The organism is Acetobacterium sp., from assembly GCF_039830195.1.
In the GTDB taxonomy this organism is placed as follows: Bacteria; Bacillota; Clostridia; order Eubacteriales; family Eubacteriaceae; genus Acetobacterium.
Genome location: NZ_JBDODG010000031.1, coordinates 1 through 20,184, shown reverse-complemented (window position 1 = coordinate 20,184; position 20,184 = coordinate 1). Strand labels below are relative to the sequence as shown.

General features: G+C 46.6%; 20 protein-coding genes. 4 read left to right on the top strand and 16 right to left on the bottom strand.

Annotation, left to right across the window (positions count from 1 at the left end; all coding sequences use genetic code 11):
• The first annotated feature begins 53 nt into the window (after positions 1-53).
• On the top strand, positions 54-329 hold the full coding sequence (locus ABGU93_RS09445; RefSeq protein ID WP_347413215.1) for an HPr family phosphocarrier protein: 276 nt from the start codon (positions 54-56) through the stop codon (positions 327-329).
• A 233-nt stretch (positions 330-562) separates the two neighbouring features.
• On the opposite strand, the gene ABGU93_RS09440 is transcribed toward ABGU93_RS09445, so the two are convergent.
• The 16 genes from ABGU93_RS09440 to ABGU93_RS09365 all read right to left on the bottom strand — a co-directional run bounded on the left by ABGU93_RS09440 (position 563) and on the right by ABGU93_RS09365 (position 16,633).
• Complete coding sequence (locus ABGU93_RS09440) at positions 563-1,378, bottom strand: homocitrate synthase (RefSeq protein ID WP_347413214.1); 816 nt, start codon at positions 1,376-1,378, stop codon at positions 563-565.
• The gene (locus ABGU93_RS09435; protein ID WP_347413213.1) at positions 1,350-2,333 is read right to left on the bottom strand and encodes a hypothetical protein; all 984 of its coding nucleotides are present in this window, start codon (positions 2,331-2,333) and stop codon (positions 1,350-1,352) included. Before ABGU93_RS09435 ends, ABGU93_RS09440 begins: the two co-directional genes overlap by 29 nt.
• 210 nt (positions 2,334-2,543) lie before the next feature.
• On the bottom strand, positions 2,544-2,852 hold the full coding sequence (locus tag ABGU93_RS09430; RefSeq protein WP_347413212.1) for a 2Fe-2S ferredoxin: 309 nt from the start codon (positions 2,850-2,852) through the stop codon (positions 2,544-2,546).
• Between the two features lie 2 nt (positions 2,853-2,854).
• Positions 2,855-5,590 (bottom strand): nitrogenase cofactor biosynthesis protein NifB, encoded by a 2,736-nt coding sequence (gene nifB, locus ABGU93_RS09425; RefSeq protein ID WP_347413211.1) that lies wholly within the window; start codon positions 5,588-5,590, stop codon positions 2,855-2,857.
• A complete protein-coding gene (nifE, locus tag ABGU93_RS09420) occupies positions 5,583-6,938 on the bottom strand; it encodes a nitrogenase iron-molybdenum cofactor biosynthesis protein NifE (RefSeq protein WP_347413210.1) in 1,356 nt (451 codons plus the stop codon). The genes nifB and nifE overlap by 8 nt, the downstream gene beginning before the upstream one ends.
• A 239-nt stretch (positions 6,939-7,177) precedes the next feature.
• Entirely contained in the window at positions 7,178-8,542 is a 1,365-nt protein-coding gene (locus ABGU93_RS09415; RefSeq protein WP_347413209.1) for a nitrogenase component 1, read from the bottom strand.
• The gene (gene nifD / locus ABGU93_RS09410; protein WP_347413208.1) at positions 8,542-10,131 is read right to left on the bottom strand and encodes a nitrogenase molybdenum-iron protein alpha chain; all 1,590 of its coding nucleotides are present in this window, start codon (positions 10,129-10,131) and stop codon (positions 8,542-8,544) included. The genes ABGU93_RS09415 and nifD overlap by 1 nt, the downstream gene beginning before the upstream one ends.
• 15 nt (positions 10,132-10,146) lie before the next feature.
• A complete protein-coding gene (locus ABGU93_RS09405; protein ID WP_304886515.1) occupies positions 10,147-10,530 on the bottom strand; it encodes a P-II family nitrogen regulator in 384 nt (127 codons plus the stop codon).
• A gap of 14 nt (positions 10,531-10,544) precedes the next feature.
• Complete coding sequence (locus ABGU93_RS09400) at positions 10,545-10,871, bottom strand: P-II family nitrogen regulator (RefSeq protein WP_304886517.1); 327 nt, start codon at positions 10,869-10,871, stop codon at positions 10,545-10,547.
• A 46-nt stretch (positions 10,872-10,917) separates the two neighbouring features.
• Positions 10,918-11,739, bottom strand: coding sequence for a nitrogenase iron protein (gene nifH, locus ABGU93_RS09395; RefSeq protein ID WP_347413207.1), 822 nt, complete (start codon positions 11,737-11,739; stop codon positions 10,918-10,920).
• Positions 11,740-12,309: 570 nt separating this feature from the next.
• Entirely contained in the window at positions 12,310-13,260 is a 951-nt protein-coding gene (locus ABGU93_RS09390; protein ID WP_347413206.1) for a hypothetical protein, read from the bottom strand.
• 12 nt (positions 13,261-13,272) lie between these two features.
• A complete protein-coding gene (locus tag ABGU93_RS09385; RefSeq protein WP_347413205.1) occupies positions 13,273-13,911 on the bottom strand; it encodes a Fe-only nitrogenase accessory AnfO family protein in 639 nt (212 codons plus the stop codon).
• A gap of 247 nt (positions 13,912-14,158) precedes the next feature.
• A complete protein-coding gene (locus ABGU93_RS09380) occupies positions 14,159-14,641 on the bottom strand; it encodes a DUF6773 family protein (protein WP_347413204.1) in 483 nt (160 codons plus the stop codon).
• Positions 14,628-14,840 carry a helix-turn-helix transcriptional regulator gene (locus ABGU93_RS09375; RefSeq protein ID WP_304886527.1) on the bottom strand — a complete coding sequence of 71 codons (213 nt, stop codon included), beginning with the start codon at positions 14,838-14,840 and terminating at the stop codon, positions 14,628-14,630. The genes ABGU93_RS09380 and ABGU93_RS09375 overlap by 14 nt, the downstream gene beginning before the upstream one ends.
• Before the next feature lie 166 nt (positions 14,841-15,006).
• Entirely contained in the window at positions 15,007-15,891 is an 885-nt protein-coding gene (locus tag ABGU93_RS09370; RefSeq protein WP_347413203.1) for a radical SAM protein, read from the bottom strand.
• A 91-nt stretch (positions 15,892-15,982) separates the two neighbouring features.
• Positions 15,983-16,633 (bottom strand): pentapeptide repeat-containing protein, encoded by a 651-nt coding sequence (locus ABGU93_RS09365; RefSeq protein WP_347413202.1) that lies wholly within the window; start codon positions 16,631-16,633, stop codon positions 15,983-15,985.
• Between the two features lie 153 nt (positions 16,634-16,786).
• Between ABGU93_RS09365 and ABGU93_RS09360 the strand changes: the two genes are divergently transcribed.
• The 3 genes from ABGU93_RS09360 to ABGU93_RS09350 are packed head-to-tail and all read left to right on the top strand — an operon-like array spanning position 16,787 to position 19,734.
• Complete coding sequence (locus ABGU93_RS09360) at positions 16,787-17,995, top strand: pyridoxal phosphate-dependent aminotransferase (protein WP_347413201.1); 1,209 nt, start codon at positions 16,787-16,789, stop codon at positions 17,993-17,995.
• Positions 17,996-18,048: 53 nt separating this feature from the next.
• Positions 18,049-18,996, top strand: coding sequence for an HD domain-containing protein (locus ABGU93_RS09355; protein ID WP_347413200.1), 948 nt, complete (start codon positions 18,049-18,051; stop codon positions 18,994-18,996).
• Between the two features lie 9 nt (positions 18,997-19,005).
• Positions 19,006-19,734, top strand: coding sequence for an acyl-ACP thioesterase domain-containing protein (locus tag ABGU93_RS09350; RefSeq protein ID WP_304886538.1), 729 nt, complete (start codon positions 19,006-19,008; stop codon positions 19,732-19,734).
• The last annotated feature ends 450 nt before the right edge of the window (positions 19,735-20,184 follow it).

Sequence of the window (20,184 nt, the reverse complement as noted above, 5' to 3'; positions counted from 1 at the left end):
TGACCGAAAAGAATAAACGGAAAGGAATGAAAGATTCATTAACAGGTAGGAGTATGCATTCGAAAACAGTTACAATTATTAATCCCACAGGTTTACACGCACGACCTGCGGCAGAGTTTTGTCAGAAGGCCGGAGAATTCAAAGCTAATATCGGAATTAAAAAATTAGGGGACGATCCCAAAGAGGGCGAGGCAAAATCATTGCTGAGTATTATGGCAACGGGGATTGGCCAGGGCGACGTGGTTGAAATTTTCGCCACGGGTGAGGATGAAATGCTGGCGGTGGAAACCCTGGTGGCATTGATCGGCAGTGGCTTTGGCGAAGTGTAATTATTATAGGACGTAAGAAGCACCTGGAACAGTAGCAGAATGTGAGGTTGGTGATAGTACCGTACCGACCAATTGTTAATCTGTTGTTCGCTGCGGGATCGAACAGCTTTATCAATCTGTTCGCCCCGATGCGTACAACATGATGTAACAATTGTCGGTACTGGGTTAGCATTATGACAAGCCCACACTGCCAACACAGCAGGTGCTTTTTTTATGTCTGAAATCAGGGCCGATCAGGCATACGCCAGTTTGCTTTTATAAATGATCGCTTTTAAATCGGCCTGTCGCCACTGGAGTTCGTCCAGGCTGATACCGAAGTCAAGTTGACTCTGGGTGGCGATCAGGAGGTGTTCGAGGTTGCAGTTGCCGGCCCGTTCGCCGATGCCGAAAAGGGTGGAGTCGGCATATTTGGCGCCGGACCGGAGTCCCTGGATGGAATTGGCCACGGCCATGCCCAGATCGTTGTGCATGTGCACCTCAATGTCGATGTTGTCAGGAATCCGGCTGATCGTGGCCTTGCAGAGGCTGGGCGACATGATCCCCACGGTATCTGAAAAACGCAGGGTGGTGGCGCCCAGATCCCGGGCGGTTTCAATCAACAAAACGACGAAATCCCAGTCGGCCCGGGAGGCATCCTCCAAACCGATGGTCAGTTCTCTTTTTTCGGCATGGATAGCCGCGGCGCAGGCACTCAGGGTTTCCAGCACCTGGTGTCGGGTGGTGCGCAGCTTCTCGCGAATCAGCAGATCCGATGCCGGGACGCAAACGTGGATAATGTCGGCGCCGCAGCCGATGGACTGGCTGATGTCAGAGAGATTCATCCGGTTCCAGCCAATAATCTGGGCCTGCTGACAGGCCAGCTTGATTCTTTCAAAGGCCCGGCATTCTTCTCTGCCCATGGCCGGGGTACCGGCTTCGATTCGGCTGACCCCCAGGGCGTCCAGAGATTTGGCGATGGTGACTTTTTCCCGAATCGAAAAGGCGATCCCGGGGCTTTGTTCGCCGTCTCTTAAGGTCGTGTCAACAATATATTTCTGTCTGTTTGTCATTTTGCACCTCACTGGCAAGGATTCGCAGTTCCCGATCGGACAGGTTTCGGCCTAATTGGGTGCAGCGGGATTTAATATGTTTTAAAATGCTATGGGCGGCCGATTCGGATAATTCCGAATCGTTTAGCTTATACAACAGGCTTTGCCGGCCGGAGTGTTTGCCCAGGACAATTTCCCGCTGGTTACCAACGGTTTGGGGATTAAAGGGTTCATAGATGTGGGGGTTTTTTAATACCCCATCGACATGAATACCGGATTCGACCTTGAAAATATCGGTCCCGATGATCGCTTTCATTTTGTTTACTGGCTGGCCGGCCAGCTTTTCATAAAGGTCACGCAGCTCACTTAAAACCGATAAGTCACCGGTAATCAAATCAGGCCGGCTTAGTTTCAGGCCCATCAACACTTCTTCCAACGGTGGAAAATGATGGTGGTTGGTAAAACCGCAGCTGATACTCTGGCCGCCGGCCAATAGCCATTCCAGGGCGATGGCAGTGGCACAATGCTGCTGGTTGCCGGGGCATAGGTCCAGGGTGTCAATACCGCTGTTCAGCAGGGCCTTGAAAACTGCTGGATAATCCCGGGTCATCAGGTCTTCCAGCCCGGTAATCCGGATTTTTTGATGGGTCCGGGGATTTAATTTGCTGACGGGGATATTTTTTTCCACCAACTCATTGGGCTCAAGTCTCCAGAGGGGTTTTGGTTTTTTTATACCCGGACCATCCGAAGCGAGGGGATCGGGAAGAATCTGGCTCAGGAAAAAACGTCGTCCCCCCAGCCATTGTTTTAAACCGGCAGCAGTGACGGGAAAATTCAGCCGGTCAACCAGCTCCGGGGTCAATTCGATTTTTGTGACGCCACAGGTAAAAAGCAGGTCACAGAAATGGTTAAGATCCCGGCCGGTCATCCCGGATGTATTAAAGGTTGTCAAGGTCCGATCAATAATAGTAACCATTTGTGTACCCCGCTTTCGTTTGTTCGCTCATAAAAGTTTGGCCATGATATCCCGCACCGACCAATTGTTAATCTGTTGTTTGCTGCGGGATCGGACAGGTTTATCAACCTGTTCGCCCCGATGCAAACAACATGATGTAACAATTGTCGGAACTGCGTCAGTGCGCTGTACCGAGGTTTAAAGTAGCATGATTCTTCTCAAAGTAAGGAGTTAAATAACCAGGTCTTCGACCACGTTGCCGCCTTCAATGTGTTCGTCCATAATCCGTTCCACATCGTCCACGGTCACCTTGCCATACCAGACGCCTTCAGGATAAACGACCACGATGGGGCCCTTGTCGCAGATCCCGAAACAGCCGGTGTTGCTTAACATCACGTCGCCGGATAATTCCCGCTCGTCGATTTCTTCAAGAAATGTCTGCAGGATTTTCACTGAATCCTGTTGAAAACAATACCCCTGTTGGGTGCCGTTGATCCGGCAGCTGGTGCAGATAAAAATATGATGTTTAGGACTGACCATTTTTAAATTCCTCCTGATACATTTAATAATTCCTGAGATTTTGACAGCTCGGACCTTAACATTTCCTGAGCTGCGGTTTTAACGGCATCTTCAATCCGGTCGTAGGTTGAGAAGACCTTGATGCCCTTGCTTTCCAGCCGTTTGGTGGGCAGGTCGCCAATGCGCATGGTGATGGCACTGTCGCAATCATTTAAGGCTTTCAGAATGGTACCGATCTTATCTTCCTTTTCGTCACATTCTTCTTCACCGCTGCAATACTTGCCGATCACCCGTTTTTCTTTAAACTGAACCTCATCGTCAAGGTAGTCATAGATATAAAGTTCAGAGGCTTGGCCGAAATGCTGATCCACCAGCATCCCGCCTTTGGAGGTGATCGCAAAGCGCAATCCCTTTGGCGTTGCCAGAACCATTGCTTCACTTTTGGTTTCGTTTTCCCGGAAATCGAGGGAGATGTCACTATCCAGTTTGCCGATGGCGTCGGCCCGGCATTGTTTGCAGTGATACATTTGTTTTAAGTGAACTCCGCATTTATCCCGAATCGCGTTGATTTCGTGGTTGGTGGCAATTTGCAGGCCTTCAAAGGCGGAGCCTTTCACGGGAATCAGGGGCATTACATTGGAGATAAAACACCCCATATCTTTCACCGTTTTGACCACTTCTTCGATGTGCGTGTCATTGATCCCCATCAGGGTTACGGTATTGATTTTGACGATTACCCCTTCATCGATCAGGAGCTTGATCCCTGAGAGCTGGTTGGCTAACAGAATTGAGGCACCGGCTTCGCCATGGTAGCGGTTCCCCATAAAATCCACATGTTTGTAGATTTTGGCACCAATGGCCGGATCAACCGCATTGACCGTGACCGTGATGTGGGAAACCCCCAGACTAGCCAGCTCTTTGGCATAGTAGGGAAGCATCAAGCCATTGGTGGAAACGCAGAAGGTAACATTGGGGTCATATTCATGGATCAGGGTCAGGGCTTTTCGGGTTTCGTCAAAGTTTGCCAGGGCATCTCCGGGGCCGGCAATCCCGACAACGGTGAGGTTAGGAACTTTTTCTTTAACCAGTTTGTATTTTTCAAAAGCCGCTTCCGGGGAAAGAATTTCGGTGGTCACGCCGGGACGGCTCTCGTTGGGGCAATCAAATTTACGGACACAGTAATTACACTGGATATTGCATTTAGGGGCGATGGGGAGGTGCATCCGGGCGTTTTTCTGGGAGGCACCACAGCTATAGCAGGGATGGTTGGCGGTTTTTTCTTCAATGGTCTTGGTTTGGGGTGTCGGCGGGTTGTTTGTCTTTATTTTATCCAGCACTTTCATTTTTGCCTCCGTTTCTGGCTCCAATCCGTATTTGGATTTGGGACCTTCATTATAATAGGTGTTGTACAGGGTTTCCCGGAATCCGCCTTCCACCGCTTTAAGAATGGTGTTGGTGATCTGGTCCAGGAGCACCTGGGAGCCTTCATAGCCTAAGGTCCGAACCCGCTGGCCGCCGATGCGGTCATGGATCGGGAAGGCACAGCGGATCAAGGGAATCCCGTGTTTTTCTTCAATCCGGCGGCCGTCGGAATTCCCCAACATCAAGTTAGCGCCCAAACGGATCGCTTCTTCTTCAATGGTTTCAAAGTCCACATCATTTAAGATCACGTAGTTGTCAACAAAAAGCACATCGGCCAGTTTGGAAAGCTCGGTAGCGATTTTTTCTTTGAGCTGGGGACAATTGGAACCAGTGGCGGCGATCACCGGCATCACGCCATTTTCACAACAGAGTCGAACTGCTGAAACGACAAAATCCGGTTCACCGAAGATGGCGATACGACCCAAGGCATTGTATTTATGGGAATCGACCATGCCATCAAGACAGCGCCCTCTTGCTTTGGTGATTTTTTCAGGAATATGGTTTTTCGACAGTTCGGACAAGAGCTCCATTAGAGCATCGGTATCCCGGAGTCCCATCGGCAGGTTCAGCCGTTTGTAGGGGACGCCATAGTTTTCGTAGAGGTAAACCCCTGGGGATTCGTCAGGCTTGATGGTATCGGATATTTCGATGGTAGCTCGGGCTCCGGCCATTTTCTGGATTTCCGAAATCGGGGTACCATGCATCGGCAGCCGATAATAAGAACTCTGGTGGACGCCGTCGAGGTTTTCGGAAAGATCTGGAAGGAGAATATACTCCAGCCCAAACTGATCCAGCACATCTTTTAAATAACGGGTATCCGCCGGGGAAACCATGGTCGTGATAATATTGATCTTATCATGTTTGGTGGGATCCATCTCGACATGGGAAACAATCGCTCGGAGTGCCCGGGTAAAGCCTTCAAATTGGGTGCCGCCGTAACCAGCGGATTTCACCGGGATAATTGTCACCTTTTCATCAGGATGAGAGGCGTAAAAATTTTTGATGATAAACTCAATGTCTTCGCCAATGGTCTCGGCCAGGCAAGTGGTGGAAACGCCGATGACTTCGGGCTGATATAACTTGATCAGATTTTCCAGACCGATGATCAGGTTTTTCTCGCCGCCGTAGACAGTGCCTTCTTCGGTAAGGGAAGAGGAGGCGATGTCCACCGGTTCATTGTAATGGGTGGCCATGTGGCGGCGGATATAGGTGCTGCACCCCTGGGAACCATGGAGGATGTTCATACATTTTTGAATGCCGTAGAAGGCATTGGCGGTTCCCATCGGCATACACATTTTACAAGGATTAACATTTAAGTTGACTAAATTTTTAGACATTTTTGATACCTCCTTGGGATATGATTTCCCAGACAGGACTGTTCATCGACAGGTTGATTTCTGAGGCAAAGTTTAGGGTACCTTCGTAGCCCGCCAGGGGATGCTTGCGTTCATGGTTGTGATCACAGAAGGCTACCCCCAGTTTATAGGCCAGCGGCCGTTCCTTGACGCCGCCGACTAATATATCGGCTCCCATTTCCTTCATAAAGGCTTCCAGTTCGGCCGGATTGGCATCGTCTAGAATGACGGCATCTTCGTCGACCAGATGCTGGATGACTTCGTAATCGTCCTTGCTCCCGGTTTGGGTGCCCACCATCACGGTGTTCATGCCAAATTCGTGAAACTGGCGGATCAGGGAGATTGCTTTAAAGCCACCGCCCACATAGATGGCGGCTTTTTTTCCTTCAAGATTTTTGCGATATTTATTTAAAAGAGGGATGACTCTATTTTTTTCTTCTTCAATAAAAATTTTGGCGCGCTTTATAACTTCTTTATCACCGACGGCATAGGCAATTCGCATCAGTGAATCGGAGGTGTCGGTGACGCCGAAAAAGCTGACTTTGATAAAAGGAATATCAAAAACCTCTTCCATCTGTTTGGCAAGATAGGTCATCGAGCCGGCACATTGAACCAGATTGAGTTGGGCTGCAGGGGCTTGTTTCAGGTCCTCGACTTTGGCATCGCCGGTAATATTGGCAACTACTTCCACGCCGATCCGTCTTAAATAATTTTTGATGATCCACATTTCCCCGGCCAGGTTAAAGTCGCCGAGAATGTTGACACCGGCAGTTTTGGCCGGTAAATATTCGGGGGTGATCAGGCTCATAATGGCGTTGCAGGCCATTTTATAGCCGGTTTTCTTGGTTCCTGAAAATCCCGGGGATTTAACGGCGATGACCCGGATGCCGTATTTTGCTTCAGCGTTGCGACAGACTGCGTCGATATCGTCACCGATGACGCCGACGATACAGGTGGCGTAGATAAAAATGACTTTGGGGGCATGACTGGCCATGATTTCATCAATGGCGGCCACCAGTTTTTTTTCACCGCCGAAAATGACGTCAGTTTCCCGCAGATCGGTGGAATAAGAGTTACGGTAGCCTTCTTCATCGCTGGATAAACTGCCGCGGATATCCCAGGTGTAACTGGCACATCCAATCGGGCCATGAACAATATGGAAGGCATCGGTGATGGGGTTTAAAACAACCCGGGCACCGCAGTAAACACAGGCCCGCTGACTGACTGCTCCAGAGACACTTTCTGACTCACACTTGATGCCGTCGCCGCTGCATTCCGAAAAACGGATCGACTGGGCTCTTTCTGGTAAAATTGCCGCATCATTTTTCATTGTACAGCCTCCTTTCAAATAAAGGGGAGGAAACCCTCCCCAGCTTTTATATAATGAGATAACCCAGTACCGACAATTGTTACATCATGTTGTATGCCTCAAGGCGAACAGTTGCGGAGCTGAAACTTTATAAGTTGATATTCCTTGTTTCGCAACTGTACGAATTGCGCGCATACAACAGATTAACAATTGGTCGGTACGGTAGTTGGCACTAGCCGATAGGGACAAGAACTGTCCTACTACATTACCATTTCTAAATCTTCGTCTTCGCAGTCGCGATCCTGACGGTCCATGAGAGCGTTGAGGATCAGTTCAGCCAGTCGGATGGCACCTTTGTAACCAACAATCGGCATGTAAGAGTGAACATAACGGTCGATGATCGGGAAACCAACGCGAACCAGCGGGATGTCTTCGGCACGGGCGACTTGTTTGCCGTGGGTGCCGCCGATTAATAAGTCAACCGGATCATTTTTAATCCATTGGTGAAGTTCAAATAAGTCACCGCTTTGTTTGGCGGTACAGCCTTCGACGCCGAATTTCTCCAGTAAGGCAGCAGCTTTCTTTTCAAAAGCAGCGCCGGGGGTACCGGTTACCATGTATTTGGGGATCATCCCCATTTCCAGGGCGATTTGAGCCATCCCTAGAACGGTGTCCGGATCGCCGAAAATAGCGACGGTTTTGTTGTTGGTATATTGATGTGAATCCAACAGGATATCCATTAACTGGCCCCGTTCTTCTTCAATTTCATAAGGGACTTCATTTTTAGAGAACTGGTTCAGAGCCATAATAAATGCATCAGTATTTTCTACGCCAATTGGCAGTGGCAGCGTTTTATACGGAACCTTGCATTTCTTTTCCAGAAAATCGGCCGGGAATTCTGAGGTCAGTTCGCCTAGGCCCAGGGTCATTTCACAGTTGCCGAGATCCCGGATATCGGGAATGGTAGTGCCGCCCTTGGGATACATGGTGTAGGTGCCGGTCATTGGGGCATCTAAAACGCCGCTGGTATCTGGCAGCATAATGAACTCAGTGCCCATCAGCTTCATCAATCGTTTCATTTCCCGCATGTCGCCAGGATTAACAAATCCCGGGAAGAGGGCCAATTTACCATTTTTTTCGCCGGTGGCTGTGGATAGATATTTAATAAATCCGGAAATCATGTTATAATAACCGGTAATATGTGAACCAACATAACTTGGCGTATTGGTGTGAACGACCAATTTGCCTTCGGGTACTTTCGCATCCTGGATGTAACCGTTAAGGTCATCCCCGATGGTTTCACTTAAACAGGTGGTATGAACCGCGATGATTTCAGGGTCGTAAATATCAAAAATGTTTTTAATCGCCGTTTTCAGATTGGAACCGCCGCCGAATACGGATGCGCCTTCGGTAAATGAACTGGAAGAAGCAATGGCGGGATCTTTAAAATGCCGGGTTAAAAACATTCGATGAAATGAGCAGCATCCTTGCGAGCCATGGCTGTGGGGCATACATTGGTGAACACCCAGGGCTGCGTACATGGCGCCGACAGGTTGACATGTTTTTATCGGATTGATCCGTAGGGTGGATCGGTCCGATAATTTTTTTGGGGTTAATTCTAACATTATTCCATACCTCCTAAGCTGCCAACTAACGTGGGTTCACTTTTCCAGGGGGCCTGAACCATATTCCAGACCGGGGTGTAAGTGGCCATTGTAATGTCTTTGGCGAAATTTAATGCTCCTCTGAAGCCAGCATAGGGACCGCTGTAATCATAGGAATGTAGTTGTCGTGAGGGAACACCTGATTTTTGAACAATAAATTTGTCTTTGATTCCCGAGAAGAAAATATCAGGTTTTAACAGTTTTAAAAATTCTTCAGTTTCAAAATGGTTGAAGTCATCGGTGATGATGGCCCCTTCAGAAATATCAGACCATAAGCCGTCATATTTTTCCAGCGGAACACCGGCTGCTTTCAATGCTTCAAGTTTTTCTGGACTATGGAAGGTTTTGTAGTTTGCTTCGTCCTTGGTGACCGTAATACTTTCAATGTTTTTAGAATCGGCATCGATTTTAATACTGGGAATCACATCCCGACCTTCGTAGTCGTCACGATGTCCAAATTCATAACCGGCCAGGACAACATCGACACCCAGGTATTTTAATAAATTGATGTAATGATGGGTACGAGATCCGCCGACATAGACAGCCGCTTTTTTACCATCCAGTTTTGATTTGTAATAAGCCATACCTTCTTCGATTTCGTCCAATTCTTCGGCAATAACCGCTTCTGTGCGGGCTAATAATTCCGGGTCGCCGAAGTAGGCGGCAATATCCATCAAGGATTTTTTAATACTTTCCAGACCGATGAAATTAACCTTGATCCAGTCCATCCCGTATTTGGTTTTCATCATTTCGGCAATATAGTTGATTGAACGGTGGCATTGAACCAGGTTCAGATCGGCGGTGTGGGCGTTTTTCATGTGATCATAGCTGCCATCACCGGTCATCACAGAAACAACGTGATAGCCAATTCGTTTTAAGATCCGTTCAACTTCCCAGCCATCACCACCGATATTGTATTCACCTAAAAGGTTGACTGAATATTTAACCGGTTCGGCATCGCCGGTACCGATGATGTATTTCATCAGACCATTGTTGGCAATATGGTGACCACCGGATTGGCTGACACCCTTATAACCTTCACAACTAAAGGCCAAAACTTTGATGCCATATTGCTTTTCAGCTTCAGCGGCAATGGCATGGATATCATCACCGATTAATCCAACCGGACAGGTGGAGCTGATCATGATGCATTCTGGGTTGAAGATTTCAACTGCTTCTTTAATAGCCTGTCGTAATTTCTTTTCACCACCGAAAACGATGTCGGTTTCCTGCATGTCAGTGGAAAAGCTGTATTGGGTAAAATCTTTGGTATTTTCATCACCCTTAGCTTTATTTCGTCGGGTGCCCCAGGTGTAGTAGGCACAGCCGATGGGGCCGTGAACGATGTTAACAACATCTTTTAAGGGCCCGATAACAACCCCTTTACAACCAGCGTAGCAGCAACCACGATTGGTCATAATCCCGGGAATCGCCCGGGTGTCAGCAGCAATGACTTGTGGTTCGCCGCCGTCAATTTCAATGACGTGTTCTTTTCGGTTTTTATATATTTTAGAGCTATATTTATCGAGTACCTTATCTCTTGAATCCATTCAAATCACCTCTTTCTAAAATGCATCGGCATTTTTTTCGCCACTTCGTACCCGAATGGACTCTTCAATTGGGATGACGAAAATTTTACCATCGCCAGGGTTTCCGGTTTGATTGTTGTCAATAATAATCGAGACAACCTTGCTGACATCTTCATCGTTACAAATCACGGTGAAAAACCGTTTCGGAATTAAACGGGATGATTCTGTTAATGCTTCACCAACCGTTGAGACGGGCATTTCCCCGGCATCAACAATATCCTGGATAATGGATAAATCAATGGTTTTCTTGCCGCGACCAAGCACCTTTAAACATGTAAAAGCAGGAAAGCCTTCATTGACTAGGGCTTCTTTGGTCTGGTTCACTTTATTCTGCCGAATAATCGCCATAACTTCTTTCATATCAATTCCTCCTTTTACAGGCCGGTTGTTCCAGTACTGATTGTATAAGCTTCTTCTACAGGAGAAATGAAAATACGACCATCTCCAAAAGTACCATCCTTGCCAGTTTTTGCATTTTTCATAATTATTTTACAAACATCGTCTTTGTCTTCGTCTTTAACAATACAGAGGAGCATCACTTTGGGGATTTCATCATAATAAACGTCCCCAACCTTGATTCCTTTTTGTTTCCCCCGTCCATATACATCCAGTTTTGTTACGGCTGAAAATCCAGCGGATAACATTTCGGATAAAACAACTCCTGTTTTTTCAGGTCTGATAATTGCGCGTACCATTAACATATAGTCAACCTACCTTTCGTGATTCAAATCTAAATTAAATTCTTAATTATATATCCATTAAGCCATGTTCCATCAACAGCTCTTCCAAACGATCCTGGTGCATTGGGGTGGGAACCACAAACATCTGATTGCCATCAACAGCGGTGGCCAGATTACGGTATTCCTGAGCCTGAACAGCGGTATCATCAAATTCCAGAACGGTTTTCTTATTAATTTCAGCTCGTTGAACCATGTTATCCCGGGGGACAAAGTAGATCATTTGGCTGCCCAGTTCTTTGGCAAAGGCGTCAACCAGTTCTCTTTCACCATCAACATTACGACTGTTACAGATGATTCCGCCTAAACGAACGCCGCCGCTTGACGCGTATTTCTGAACCCCTTTGGCAATGTTGTTGGCAGCATATAGAGCCATCATTTCGCCCGATGCGACAATGTAGATTTCCTGAGCTTTACCTTCGCGGATCGGCATCGCGAAACCACCACAGACAACGTCACCTAATACATCGTAGAAGACATAATCCAGATCTTCGGTGTAGGCACCTAATTGTTCCAGCATCCCGATGGAAGTGATAATCCCGCGACCGGCGCAGCCAACCCCTGGTTCAGGTCCGCCTGATTCCACACATTGAATGCCTCGGAATCCTGGTTTCAGGATGGCATCCAGTTCAATTTCTTCACCTTCTTCGCGAAGGGTATCCAATACGGTTTTTTGTGCCAGACCACCAAGCAACAATCGGGTTGAATCCGCTTTTGGATCACATCCAACTACCATGATGTTTTTGTCCATTAAACCAAGTCCTGCGGTGAGGTTTTGAGTTGTGGTAGATTTACCAATACCACCTTTACCATAAATAGCGATTTGTCTCATAATCGTTCCTCCTGAGTGTGAAAAATTTTAAGATCCAATGCAAGTTTTTCGGCAAAAAGTAAAGAAGTCTTTGCCTTTCACAACAGTGTAAAAGGTAAGACTTCCTTGTCTAAAAAAACTTATTTTGTTTTGCATAAACGAAAAGGTCTTAATCGGCTGCATTAATTAAGCAGCAAATTAAGACCTCTTTGTCTAAAGTGGGTAGGATGTGAAGGAAACAAAAAAGGTCTCAGCACTTACCCAATTGTAAGGAGCTGAGACCACATTGTCTTTTTCAAATCCGTATTGCATTGTTTTCTATGGGCTTATTATCCATGGAATTAGGGGATAAGTCAAGCTGCTTCGGTTGTAAACCCTTTTCAAAGTGAAATGGGTTTAAGAATTGGAATGGGGCGTGACCGTTTTTTTAGACCAAAACCGGGATTGTACTTTAGTTAACTGCTGTGTTTTTCATCTGATAGGCGGTGTGAAATCATTTTCACAGTTTTACAATGTTTTTGAGTTGGACTAGCTTTTTCTTGTTTAAATAAAACTTAAGTAATTCTTAAGTCGTTGGTTGATCCGAGGGGATCAACCGCAGCTAGAGCAGGAAGAACAGTCGCCGCAGGACTTCTTCATCGGATCATGAACTAGAATGGCCCGAACGGTGGCGTTTTTTAAATCCACCGTTACAATATCATCCTGAATGATTTCCATTTTGTCATCGCTAAAGACGATGGTCATTGGTTCGGGAACCAGTATTTCCGGATCCAGGGTGCCCGGTTTCATCAGCGGCTGGACGAACTGCTTCCCTTCCGGTTCGGTGATCATTAGACCGTTATTGCCAGTAATCAGGGATCGGATCACTCCAGCGGGGGAATAGTTCACTGAATTTTCGTCACAATTAATGCCATGGGCATTGCTGTCATAGGCGATCACAATCCCGATCGGGGTCACAATGGGTTCCGGCAGGGCGGGCTCAAAACTTTTCAATTTGCCATTTTCATATAAAGAGAAACCGTAGCGCACCTTCACCAGCCCATCGGGACTATTGATTTCGATGGTTTCCTGAGGCCACATGGTCAGACTCTTCAGAGCGCCACTTTCATAAAAGCAGAGGCTCACGACCTTGGCGGAAAAGGCCCCCACCGCCAGATCAAAGGCGATTGGTTTAGCCAAAGTGTATTCGTCATTCTCGGTCCAGTAGCCGTTGATCCGACCATTGAGGGGAAACAAACGGTGGATCCGGCCGTTTTCATAAAAGCTGATCCGCTCGGCGGACAGGGCTCCCAGGGAGGTGATCACCTCGGTAGCGCTTTCCAGATCGATGCTTTTAATCTGGCCGCTTTTGAAAAATTCCAGGGCCAGTCCCTCCCGATTTCTCAGGTTTGAAGGGCCATAGTTGGGAACCAGAATGCCCACAGGGGTATTGATAGTATTGGGTTCGTCGAAGGCACAGCCTTTGGGTGAACCGTCGGTATAGGTTTCTAAAAAGGTTATCCCGGTGAGGGAACCATATTTTTCAGTTTGGCAGGTTGACATGACGCGCTCCTTTTATTCACAGCCAGCATGGGTGATGACCACATGTTTGGTGGAATTATTTTTATTTTCGATCCGGTATTGCATTTTCATTGCCGCTAATTGGTGTTCGAACCATGGTGGGATATGGTCACAGACCACTTCCAGAGCGTAAAAGGGGGTTTCTTTTAAAAAGGGTAGCAGGGCCATTTTTGAACTCATTTCCGGGTGCTTTTTCTGCACCTGGGTTAAATCAAAGCGGTAATAACCAGGGACATCGGTTTCTTCGGGAGTCTGGGCCAGCAGACTGGCATCTTCTTTAGCTTCCCCGTCCTGACTGATCAGATCGGCCTGGATGGCATCCAGTAATTCCAGATCAAAGTCTTCGGATTCGCAGATAATAAAGCCGGAACGGTCAAAAACCTGATAAGGAATACCGATGATCGCTTTGGCGATGATGATCCGACAATCATTGAAGGCGCCCAACATCTGACTGATGTTTTCCCGGATTGAAGCTAATCCGCCCGACAGATCACAGCTAAAGGGAATCGGATCGGATTTGCCCCAGCCATTGTCGGATTTGGTATAGAAGACAAAATTGGTCATCTCATCAAACCGGGCAATCCGATGGGTATCATCACAAAAAACAGCCATTACATTTACATTTTTTTTCATTTATTCACCTCATTGAATCGAATCATTACGGATTATTGATTTAAAACAGAACTGTTTAAAATTAGTTGTAGTATAGCACAGAAATAAAAAAGTGCGACTGAATTAACACTAATTCGCTGAAAAAACGATTGCAGAAATTTGGTGGCTTAAGAATAACGATTGGTAGTCTTGGAACGAAAAGTGGCAAAAGCGGATAAAAAAAACCCCTGAGAAATCAGGGGGCGTGACCTAACAGAAAGGGACGGGACTAGTGCTGATCATCATCTTTGAACTGGTCTTCCAGTTTTTTCTGGCGTTTTTTTACCAGGGTGCCAGTGACGAACAGGGCGACAAAGATCAGGGCAAACAGCATGGCAAAGATAAAAGCCGTTAGAGCGCCCAGCGCCAGCAGATTGTCTTTTAAATAAGCGTTGTTCATGGACATCGTAATGGCATAAATTACCGCAAAGGCTCCGGAGCCGATGAGGCTGTAGATCAGGTAGTTTTTGGTGGTGGGTTTGCTGTAAAAATCCCATTGCCCTTTTTTATAACAGCCCACCATGACCCCACCGCAGCTGATCATAAAGACGGTCCATTCAAAACCCCACTGGCTGAAGGGGGCATTGAGAAACATCGACTGAACAATGATGCTGCCCAGCAGCAGCCAGAAAACAATCCAAAAACACACATGCTCTATCTTATACAGCTCCAGTTCCTGGCGCTCATCTACTACTTTTTTAAATTTTTTCATTGTCGTTTTCCTCCCAAAATAAATCGTTTAACGTTTTTCCCAGTGCTCTACAGATGGCAATGCACAACTGTAAAGAAGGGTTAAATTTACCGGCTTCAATCATGCCGATGGTTTGTCTGGTGACGCCGACCCGTTTGGCCAACTCTTCCTGGGAAATATCTTTCTCGGCCCGGGCCACCTTTAATTTTATATTTTTCATCTGATCACTCCTTACATTGCATATAGTACAGTATAAAATATAAAATGTCAAGTATATATTGCATAGTGGTAATTATAAAAAGCAGACAACGATCGTCTGCCGGTTAGGGAAAGGGCTTTTTGGGGGGGACCGCACCGATCAATCGTAAATCAGCGGTACGATTCCCCTAAAATAAAAATGACAATTGCTGGCTGCCGTGTTCTAATTTGTAACGGGCGACGATATCTTCCATTTTGTAAAGCAGGCCCTGGCGCTGGCATTCCCGGGTGAAGACGGTCCAGAGACTTTTAGCCTGGGAGCTGGCGCAACTGTAGGTGTTGCCGAAGCTGCGGAGATATTCTTTTTTAATGCCAGGAAAATGGGCATCCAGCTGGTCGTAAAAATAAAGGCGCTGGGAATCCCGGAGGGTCACCCCGAAGGCGGGATAAATAAAGCGGGCGCCATGCTCGGCCGCTGCAGCGACAATGCCCTTGATGTTTGCCGGGGTATCATTAATAAAGGGGAGAATCGGCATCAGTAGCACCCCGACAAAGATACCGCGGTCGGACAGCTCCTTGATGGCGGCAAAGCGGCTTGAACTGGGAGCGACTCGGGGCTCAATGATTTTGGCCAGCTGATCGTCGGCACAGGTAATCGTGATTTTGACAATCACTGGCGATCGTTGCTGGATGGCGGCGAGCAGATCGCTATCCCGGGTCACCAGGGGACTTTTGGTGGCGATGGCCACCCCAAAACCATAGTTTTTGAAAAGTTCCAGCGCGTGGCGGGTTAGCTGATGCTGTTTCTCTAGGGGATTATAGGGATCACTCATGGCGCCAGTACCGACAACACCTTTTAAGTTTTTGCGGCGCAGGTTATCCTCCAGAAGGTTCAGGGCGTTGGCTTTAGCCCGGACCTGGTCGAAGGCTTCAATCCCATAACAGTCACTGCGGCTGTCGCAATAGATACAGCCATGGGAGCAGCCGCGGTAGATATTCATATTATAGTCGGTGCCGAACCAGAAATTATTTTTAGTCCGGGTTAGCATATTTTTAGCGGGGATGGTTTCCATAAGGTCCCTTTCTTCGGTAGTACCGTGAGCTTCGCCGCCGGTTTGCGGAAATCGATACAAAAGCAGTTATCGCTTAACTATTGTTAAAAAATCAACTATTTTTAACGATCAGGCCGAGCAATTTGGCCAGTGCGGCGGCCTGGTATGTGGAGACAACGGCACCGTTTAATGCTTCGATAGAGACAATCAGGCCGTCGATCTGACTACTGGTGAAGTCCAGCCCTTTCAGTGGTGTTTTGAAAAAACTGGCGGCTTCGAAGTTGACTTCATCCAGCTGGATCTGTCCTAACTTGCACTCGGAAAAAGTGGTATGACTGAAATCGCACAGGGAAATTTCCAGGGCTTTGAGTTTGGCTTTGCTGAAATTGGCGTACTGGAAATTGCTCTCGGAAAAGCAGATGTTCTCCAATTGAGCCTGGTGAAAATCAACCCCTACCATTTTGCAAGAAATGAATTCGCAGCGATTAAAATAACCGTCGGTAAAGTCGCTATTGGATAGATTGCAGGACTTAAAACGGAGGTCCCGACAATCTGCTTTTTCAAAGCGGCAATCGGTTAATTCACAGTTTTCAAAAACGGATCCCCGGAAGGACAGCTGAGAAAAATCAAGGCCCGTCAGGGTCAAGTCCTTAAAATGTTTATTTTCCATATCTATTTCTTCCTCCCGGGCCCAGGCCATCAGCGATGGTAAATCCTCAGTGAACTCCAGATCAGGGGGGATGTTTGGTTTTGAGCGTTTCATACAGCCTCCAATATAGTGATGTATTTATGATCAGTTTAACATGATTTTAAAAACTGTACAATTAAATAGGCTTCAGATATTTGCAATTTTTATTGATAAAGTTTATAATTTTCACCAGAGTCATTGTGATAATACGAACAAACAGGAGAAAAAATGGAAACATCTCAGCGTATCCAAAAAATGGGTGAACCTGCCCTATTAAAATACTATCCGCTGGTGAGCGAAGCTCAGAAAAAGGGGAAAAAGGTTTATTTTTTAAACATCGGCCAGCCGGATATCAAAACCCCAGTTGGCTTTTTAGACAGTGTCAACTGTATTGATCAGGAAGTCTTATCCTATCAGGCCCCGGAGGGGATCATCGAGCTCCGGGAAGCGGCCTGCGATTATTACCGGCGGCTGGGCCTGGATTACGACATCGGTGACCTCTTTGTCACCAACGGCGGCAGTGAAGCGTTGCTGTTTACCTTTATCGGGATCTGCAATGCCGGAGATGAAATCCTCACTGCCGAACCGCTTTACAGCATTTATAAGGAAATGGCTGCAGCCACCGATGTGAATCTGGTTGGTTTTAAAACCTATGCCGAAGATGGCTTTGCCCTGCCCGATGCGTCAGTGATTGAAGCCGCGATTACCCCGCGAACCCGAGCCCTGTTAATGACCAATCCCGGGAATCCCACCGGCAAGGTCTTTTCTAAGGAAGAAATTGAGGTGATGGTGAAACTGGCCATCAAACATAATCTCTATCTGATCTCGGATGAGGTGTATCGGGAGTTTGTCTACGACAGCCAGGACTATCTGAGTCCGGCTCAGTATCAGGAACTGGCGCAACATTTTATCCTGATTGACAGTATTTCTAAGCGTTACAGCGCCTGTGGGGCCCGGATCGGCTTTATTGTGTCCAAAAATAAAACCCTGATGAATCAGCTCAAAAAGTTGGTTCAGATGCGGTTGTCGGTCTCAACGGTCGATCAGATCGGGGCGGTTTCGTTGCTGAAACTGGATGGCCATTTTTTTGACGGGGTCTTAAAGGAGTATACCTGCCGGCGGGAAATTGTTTATGCAGCCCTGCAGGAAATTCCCGGCGTCATCTGCAAAGAACCCCGGGGCGCCTTTTACTTTATGGCCAAGCTGCCCATCAAAGAGGCCTGCCATTTTATCGAATGGCTGATCAATGAGTTTGATTATCAGGGCGAAACGGTGCTCTTATCCCCGGCCAATGATTTTTATTTAAATCCTCAGGACGGTGCCGATGAGGTTCGCATCGCCTATGTATTAAATGGTGATGATATGAAAAAAAGTATGGAAATTCTAAAACATGGCCTGGCTGCCTATGCCAAGGCTTTTCCAGAGCAATGTAAATAAGCTGCCAACCGCAGCCTGAAGCTATAAATTAATAAAACAACAAGGAGAACAAATTGAAAATTAAGTCAGTACAGAAAGGTCAGGATTATCTTGGCTTTTTATTTATAAAGTCGCAGATGACCAAAACCGCCACCAATGGCAGCCGCTATTTTAACATGGTGTTGAACGATGCCGATTTTGACGAAATTGATGGCAAAAAATGGGACGTCAAACCGGAGGATGAGGAAATCTTCACCAATGGCAAACTGGTCAAAATTAAAGGTAAAGTCCAGGAATTCAACAGCCGGCTGCAGTTGATTGTCGAAAAAATGCGGCTGGCCGACGAGTCCGATGAGGTGAGTATCAATGATTTTATTGAAACGGTGCCGGTGGATATCGACGAAATGCTCGGCTATATCAATGATACCATTGATGATTTTGGCAACGCCGACATCGCTGCCATTACTAAAAAAATATTTGGTGACCAGACCGCGACCCTGAGTTATTTTCCGGCGGCCAAAAAGCACCATCATGCCATCAAGGGCGGACTGCTCTATCATACCTATTCGATGCTGCGAATCGGCAAAGGGTTGGTAGCGATTTACCCCTTTATCAACCGGGATCTGCTTTATGCTGGCATCATTCTCCACGATATCGGCAAAATCAATGAAATGGTCTCTGACGAAAACGGATCAGTTTCTGATTATACCCCGGAGGGCAAATTGCTGGGACACATCACCCAGGAAATTGTTGAACTGGAACTGGTGGGGCAGTCGCTGGGCACCGACCCTGAGGTCTTGATGATGCTCAAACATATGATTCTATCCCATCATTACCAGCCGGAATTCGGCAGTCCCAAACGGCCGATGTTCCCGGAAGCTGAGCTACTCCACCATATTGACATGATCGACGCCCGGATGTACACGATGGAACAGGCTCTGAACCGGGTGGAACCGGGCACCTTTACTGAACCTAACTGGAGTCTTGATGGCATCAGTCTGTTTCGCCGCAGTTTTGAATAGGAGCTTCTAATGAGCCTTGTTTATCAGGAAAAAAAGCGGGTAACCTGTTACGAATCTGATTCGACCGAAAAAATGCTGCCCACCACTGCGATGAACTATTTTCAGGAAGCTTCCACCAACCAGGGCAATCAGTTGGGACTGGGTGGCGACTATCTAAAAGCCAATAATCTGGCCTGGTTTCTGGTTAAATACCATGTTCGCTTTAATGACTATCCCCGCTATCAGGATGAGGTGACGGTGACAACCAGGGCCACCGGGATGGAAAAATTCTGCGCCACCAGGCGCTTCACGATCGAAGACGGGGCCGGAACCGAAAAAGTAATCGCTGATACTCAGTGGCTGCTGATCAATCGGGAGACCGAAAAGATGGAGCGCATCGACGACCATCCGGAGATGGCGGCTTATCAGTGTTTTGAAAAAGGAGAACCGATCTTTAAAAAAATTTCGAAAATCACTCGCATTGATCTGGAAAAATCCTTTTCGGTTCGATTTCTGGATATTGATTTCAATAAACACGTTAATCATGTCAAATATCTGGCCTGGGCCATCGAGGTCTTGCCTCTGGAAGTGGTTAAAACCATGGTGTTGTCGGAAGCCAAGATTGTCTACAAGGCCCAGTGCTTTTATGGGGATCAGGTCCGGGCCTTGGCCGAACAGCTGGCCGAAAAGCACTACCGGATTGATATTGTTAATCAGGACGATACCGTTATGTGTCAGCTGGAGCTGACCTTGACATAAAAAAATTGCCTTCGCCTCAATTTTGGCGGAGGCTTTTTAATTTGTCGAAAAAGTTAATGGGATTAATTAGTAAATAAATATTATTTTACAAATTATATAATAAAACGCTTTCAAAGAAAATAAAACGGGGTATTCGTAAAAAAATTGGTATAAAATTGAAAAACAAATCTAATAATAGAAATAAAATATACAAAAATCAAGAAAATGATGAATAAAAAGCATCTAGAGTAAAAAATGATACAAAACTAACAAAGGGAATCAGGAATCAGTCGAAAATAATAGTAAAATTTTATCATAACTATTGTTTGATTTTTATCATAGAATAGGTTAAACTTACATTAGTTGTTAAATATTTATCAAAGTATTGGAGGAAAAAAATGGGATTTAAATCAGATATTGAGATTGCACAAGAGGCTACACCACAGGATATTCGTGAGATAGCAAAGAAAT

What these genes read in the sequence shown, in the direction of transcription:
- ABGU93_RS09445 (WP_347413215.1), top strand. Translation starts at nt 54, where the DNA reads ATGCATTCGAAAACAGTTACAATTATTAATCCCACAGGTTTACACGCA.
- ABGU93_RS09440 (WP_347413214.1), bottom strand. Translation starts at nt 1,378, where the DNA reads ATGACAAACAGACAGAAATATATTGTTGACACGACCTTAAGAGACGGC.
- ABGU93_RS09435 (WP_347413213.1), bottom strand. Translation starts at nt 2,333, where the DNA reads ATGGTTACTATTATTGATCGGACCTTGACAACCTTTAATACATCCGGG.
- ABGU93_RS09430 (WP_347413212.1), bottom strand. Translation starts at nt 2,852, where the DNA reads ATGGTCAGTCCTAAACATCATATTTTTATCTGCACCAGCTGCCGGATC.
- nifB (WP_347413211.1), bottom strand. Translation starts at nt 5,590, where the DNA reads ATGTCTAAAAATTTAGTCAACTTAAATGTTAATCCTTGTAAAATGTGT.
- nifE (WP_347413210.1), bottom strand. Translation starts at nt 6,938, where the DNA reads ATGAAAAATGATGCGGCAATTTTACCAGAAAGAGCCCAGTCGATCCGT.
- ABGU93_RS09415 (WP_347413209.1), bottom strand. Translation starts at nt 8,542, where the DNA reads ATGTTAGAATTAACCCCAAAAAAATTATCGGACCGATCCACCCTACGG.
- nifD (WP_347413208.1), bottom strand. Translation starts at nt 10,131, where the DNA reads ATGGATTCAAGAGATAAGGTACTCGATAAATATAGCTCTAAAATATAT.
- ABGU93_RS09405 (WP_304886515.1), bottom strand. Translation starts at nt 10,530, where the DNA reads ATGAAAGAAGTTATGGCGATTATTCGGCAGAATAAAGTGAACCAGACC.
- ABGU93_RS09400 (WP_304886517.1), bottom strand. Translation starts at nt 10,871, where the DNA reads ATGTTAATGGTACGCGCAATTATCAGACCTGAAAAAACAGGAGTTGTT.
- nifH (WP_347413207.1), bottom strand. Translation starts at nt 11,739, where the DNA reads ATGAGACAAATCGCTATTTATGGTAAAGGTGGTATTGGTAAATCTACC.
- ABGU93_RS09390 (WP_347413206.1), bottom strand. Translation starts at nt 13,260, where the DNA reads ATGTCAACCTGCCAAACTGAAAAATATGGTTCCCTCACCGGGATAACC.
- ABGU93_RS09385 (WP_347413205.1), bottom strand. Translation starts at nt 13,911, where the DNA reads ATGAAAAAAAATGTAAATGTAATGGCTGTTTTTTGTGATGATACCCAT.
- ABGU93_RS09380 (WP_347413204.1), bottom strand. Translation starts at nt 14,641, where the DNA reads ATGAAAAAATTTAAAAAAGTAGTAGATGAGCGCCAGGAACTGGAGCTG.
- ABGU93_RS09375 (WP_304886527.1), bottom strand. Translation starts at nt 14,840, where the DNA reads ATGAAAAATATAAAATTAAAGGTGGCCCGGGCCGAGAAAGATATTTCC.
- ABGU93_RS09370 (WP_347413203.1), bottom strand. Translation starts at nt 15,891, where the DNA reads ATGGAAACCATCCCCGCTAAAAATATGCTAACCCGGACTAAAAATAAT.
- ABGU93_RS09365 (WP_347413202.1), bottom strand. Translation starts at nt 16,633, where the DNA reads ATGAAACGCTCAAAACCAAACATCCCCCCTGATCTGGAGTTCACTGAG.
- ABGU93_RS09360 (WP_347413201.1), top strand. Translation starts at nt 16,787, where the DNA reads ATGGAAACATCTCAGCGTATCCAAAAAATGGGTGAACCTGCCCTATTA.
- ABGU93_RS09350 (WP_304886538.1), top strand. Translation starts at nt 19,006, where the DNA reads ATGAGCCTTGTTTATCAGGAAAAAAAGCGGGTAACCTGTTACGAATCT.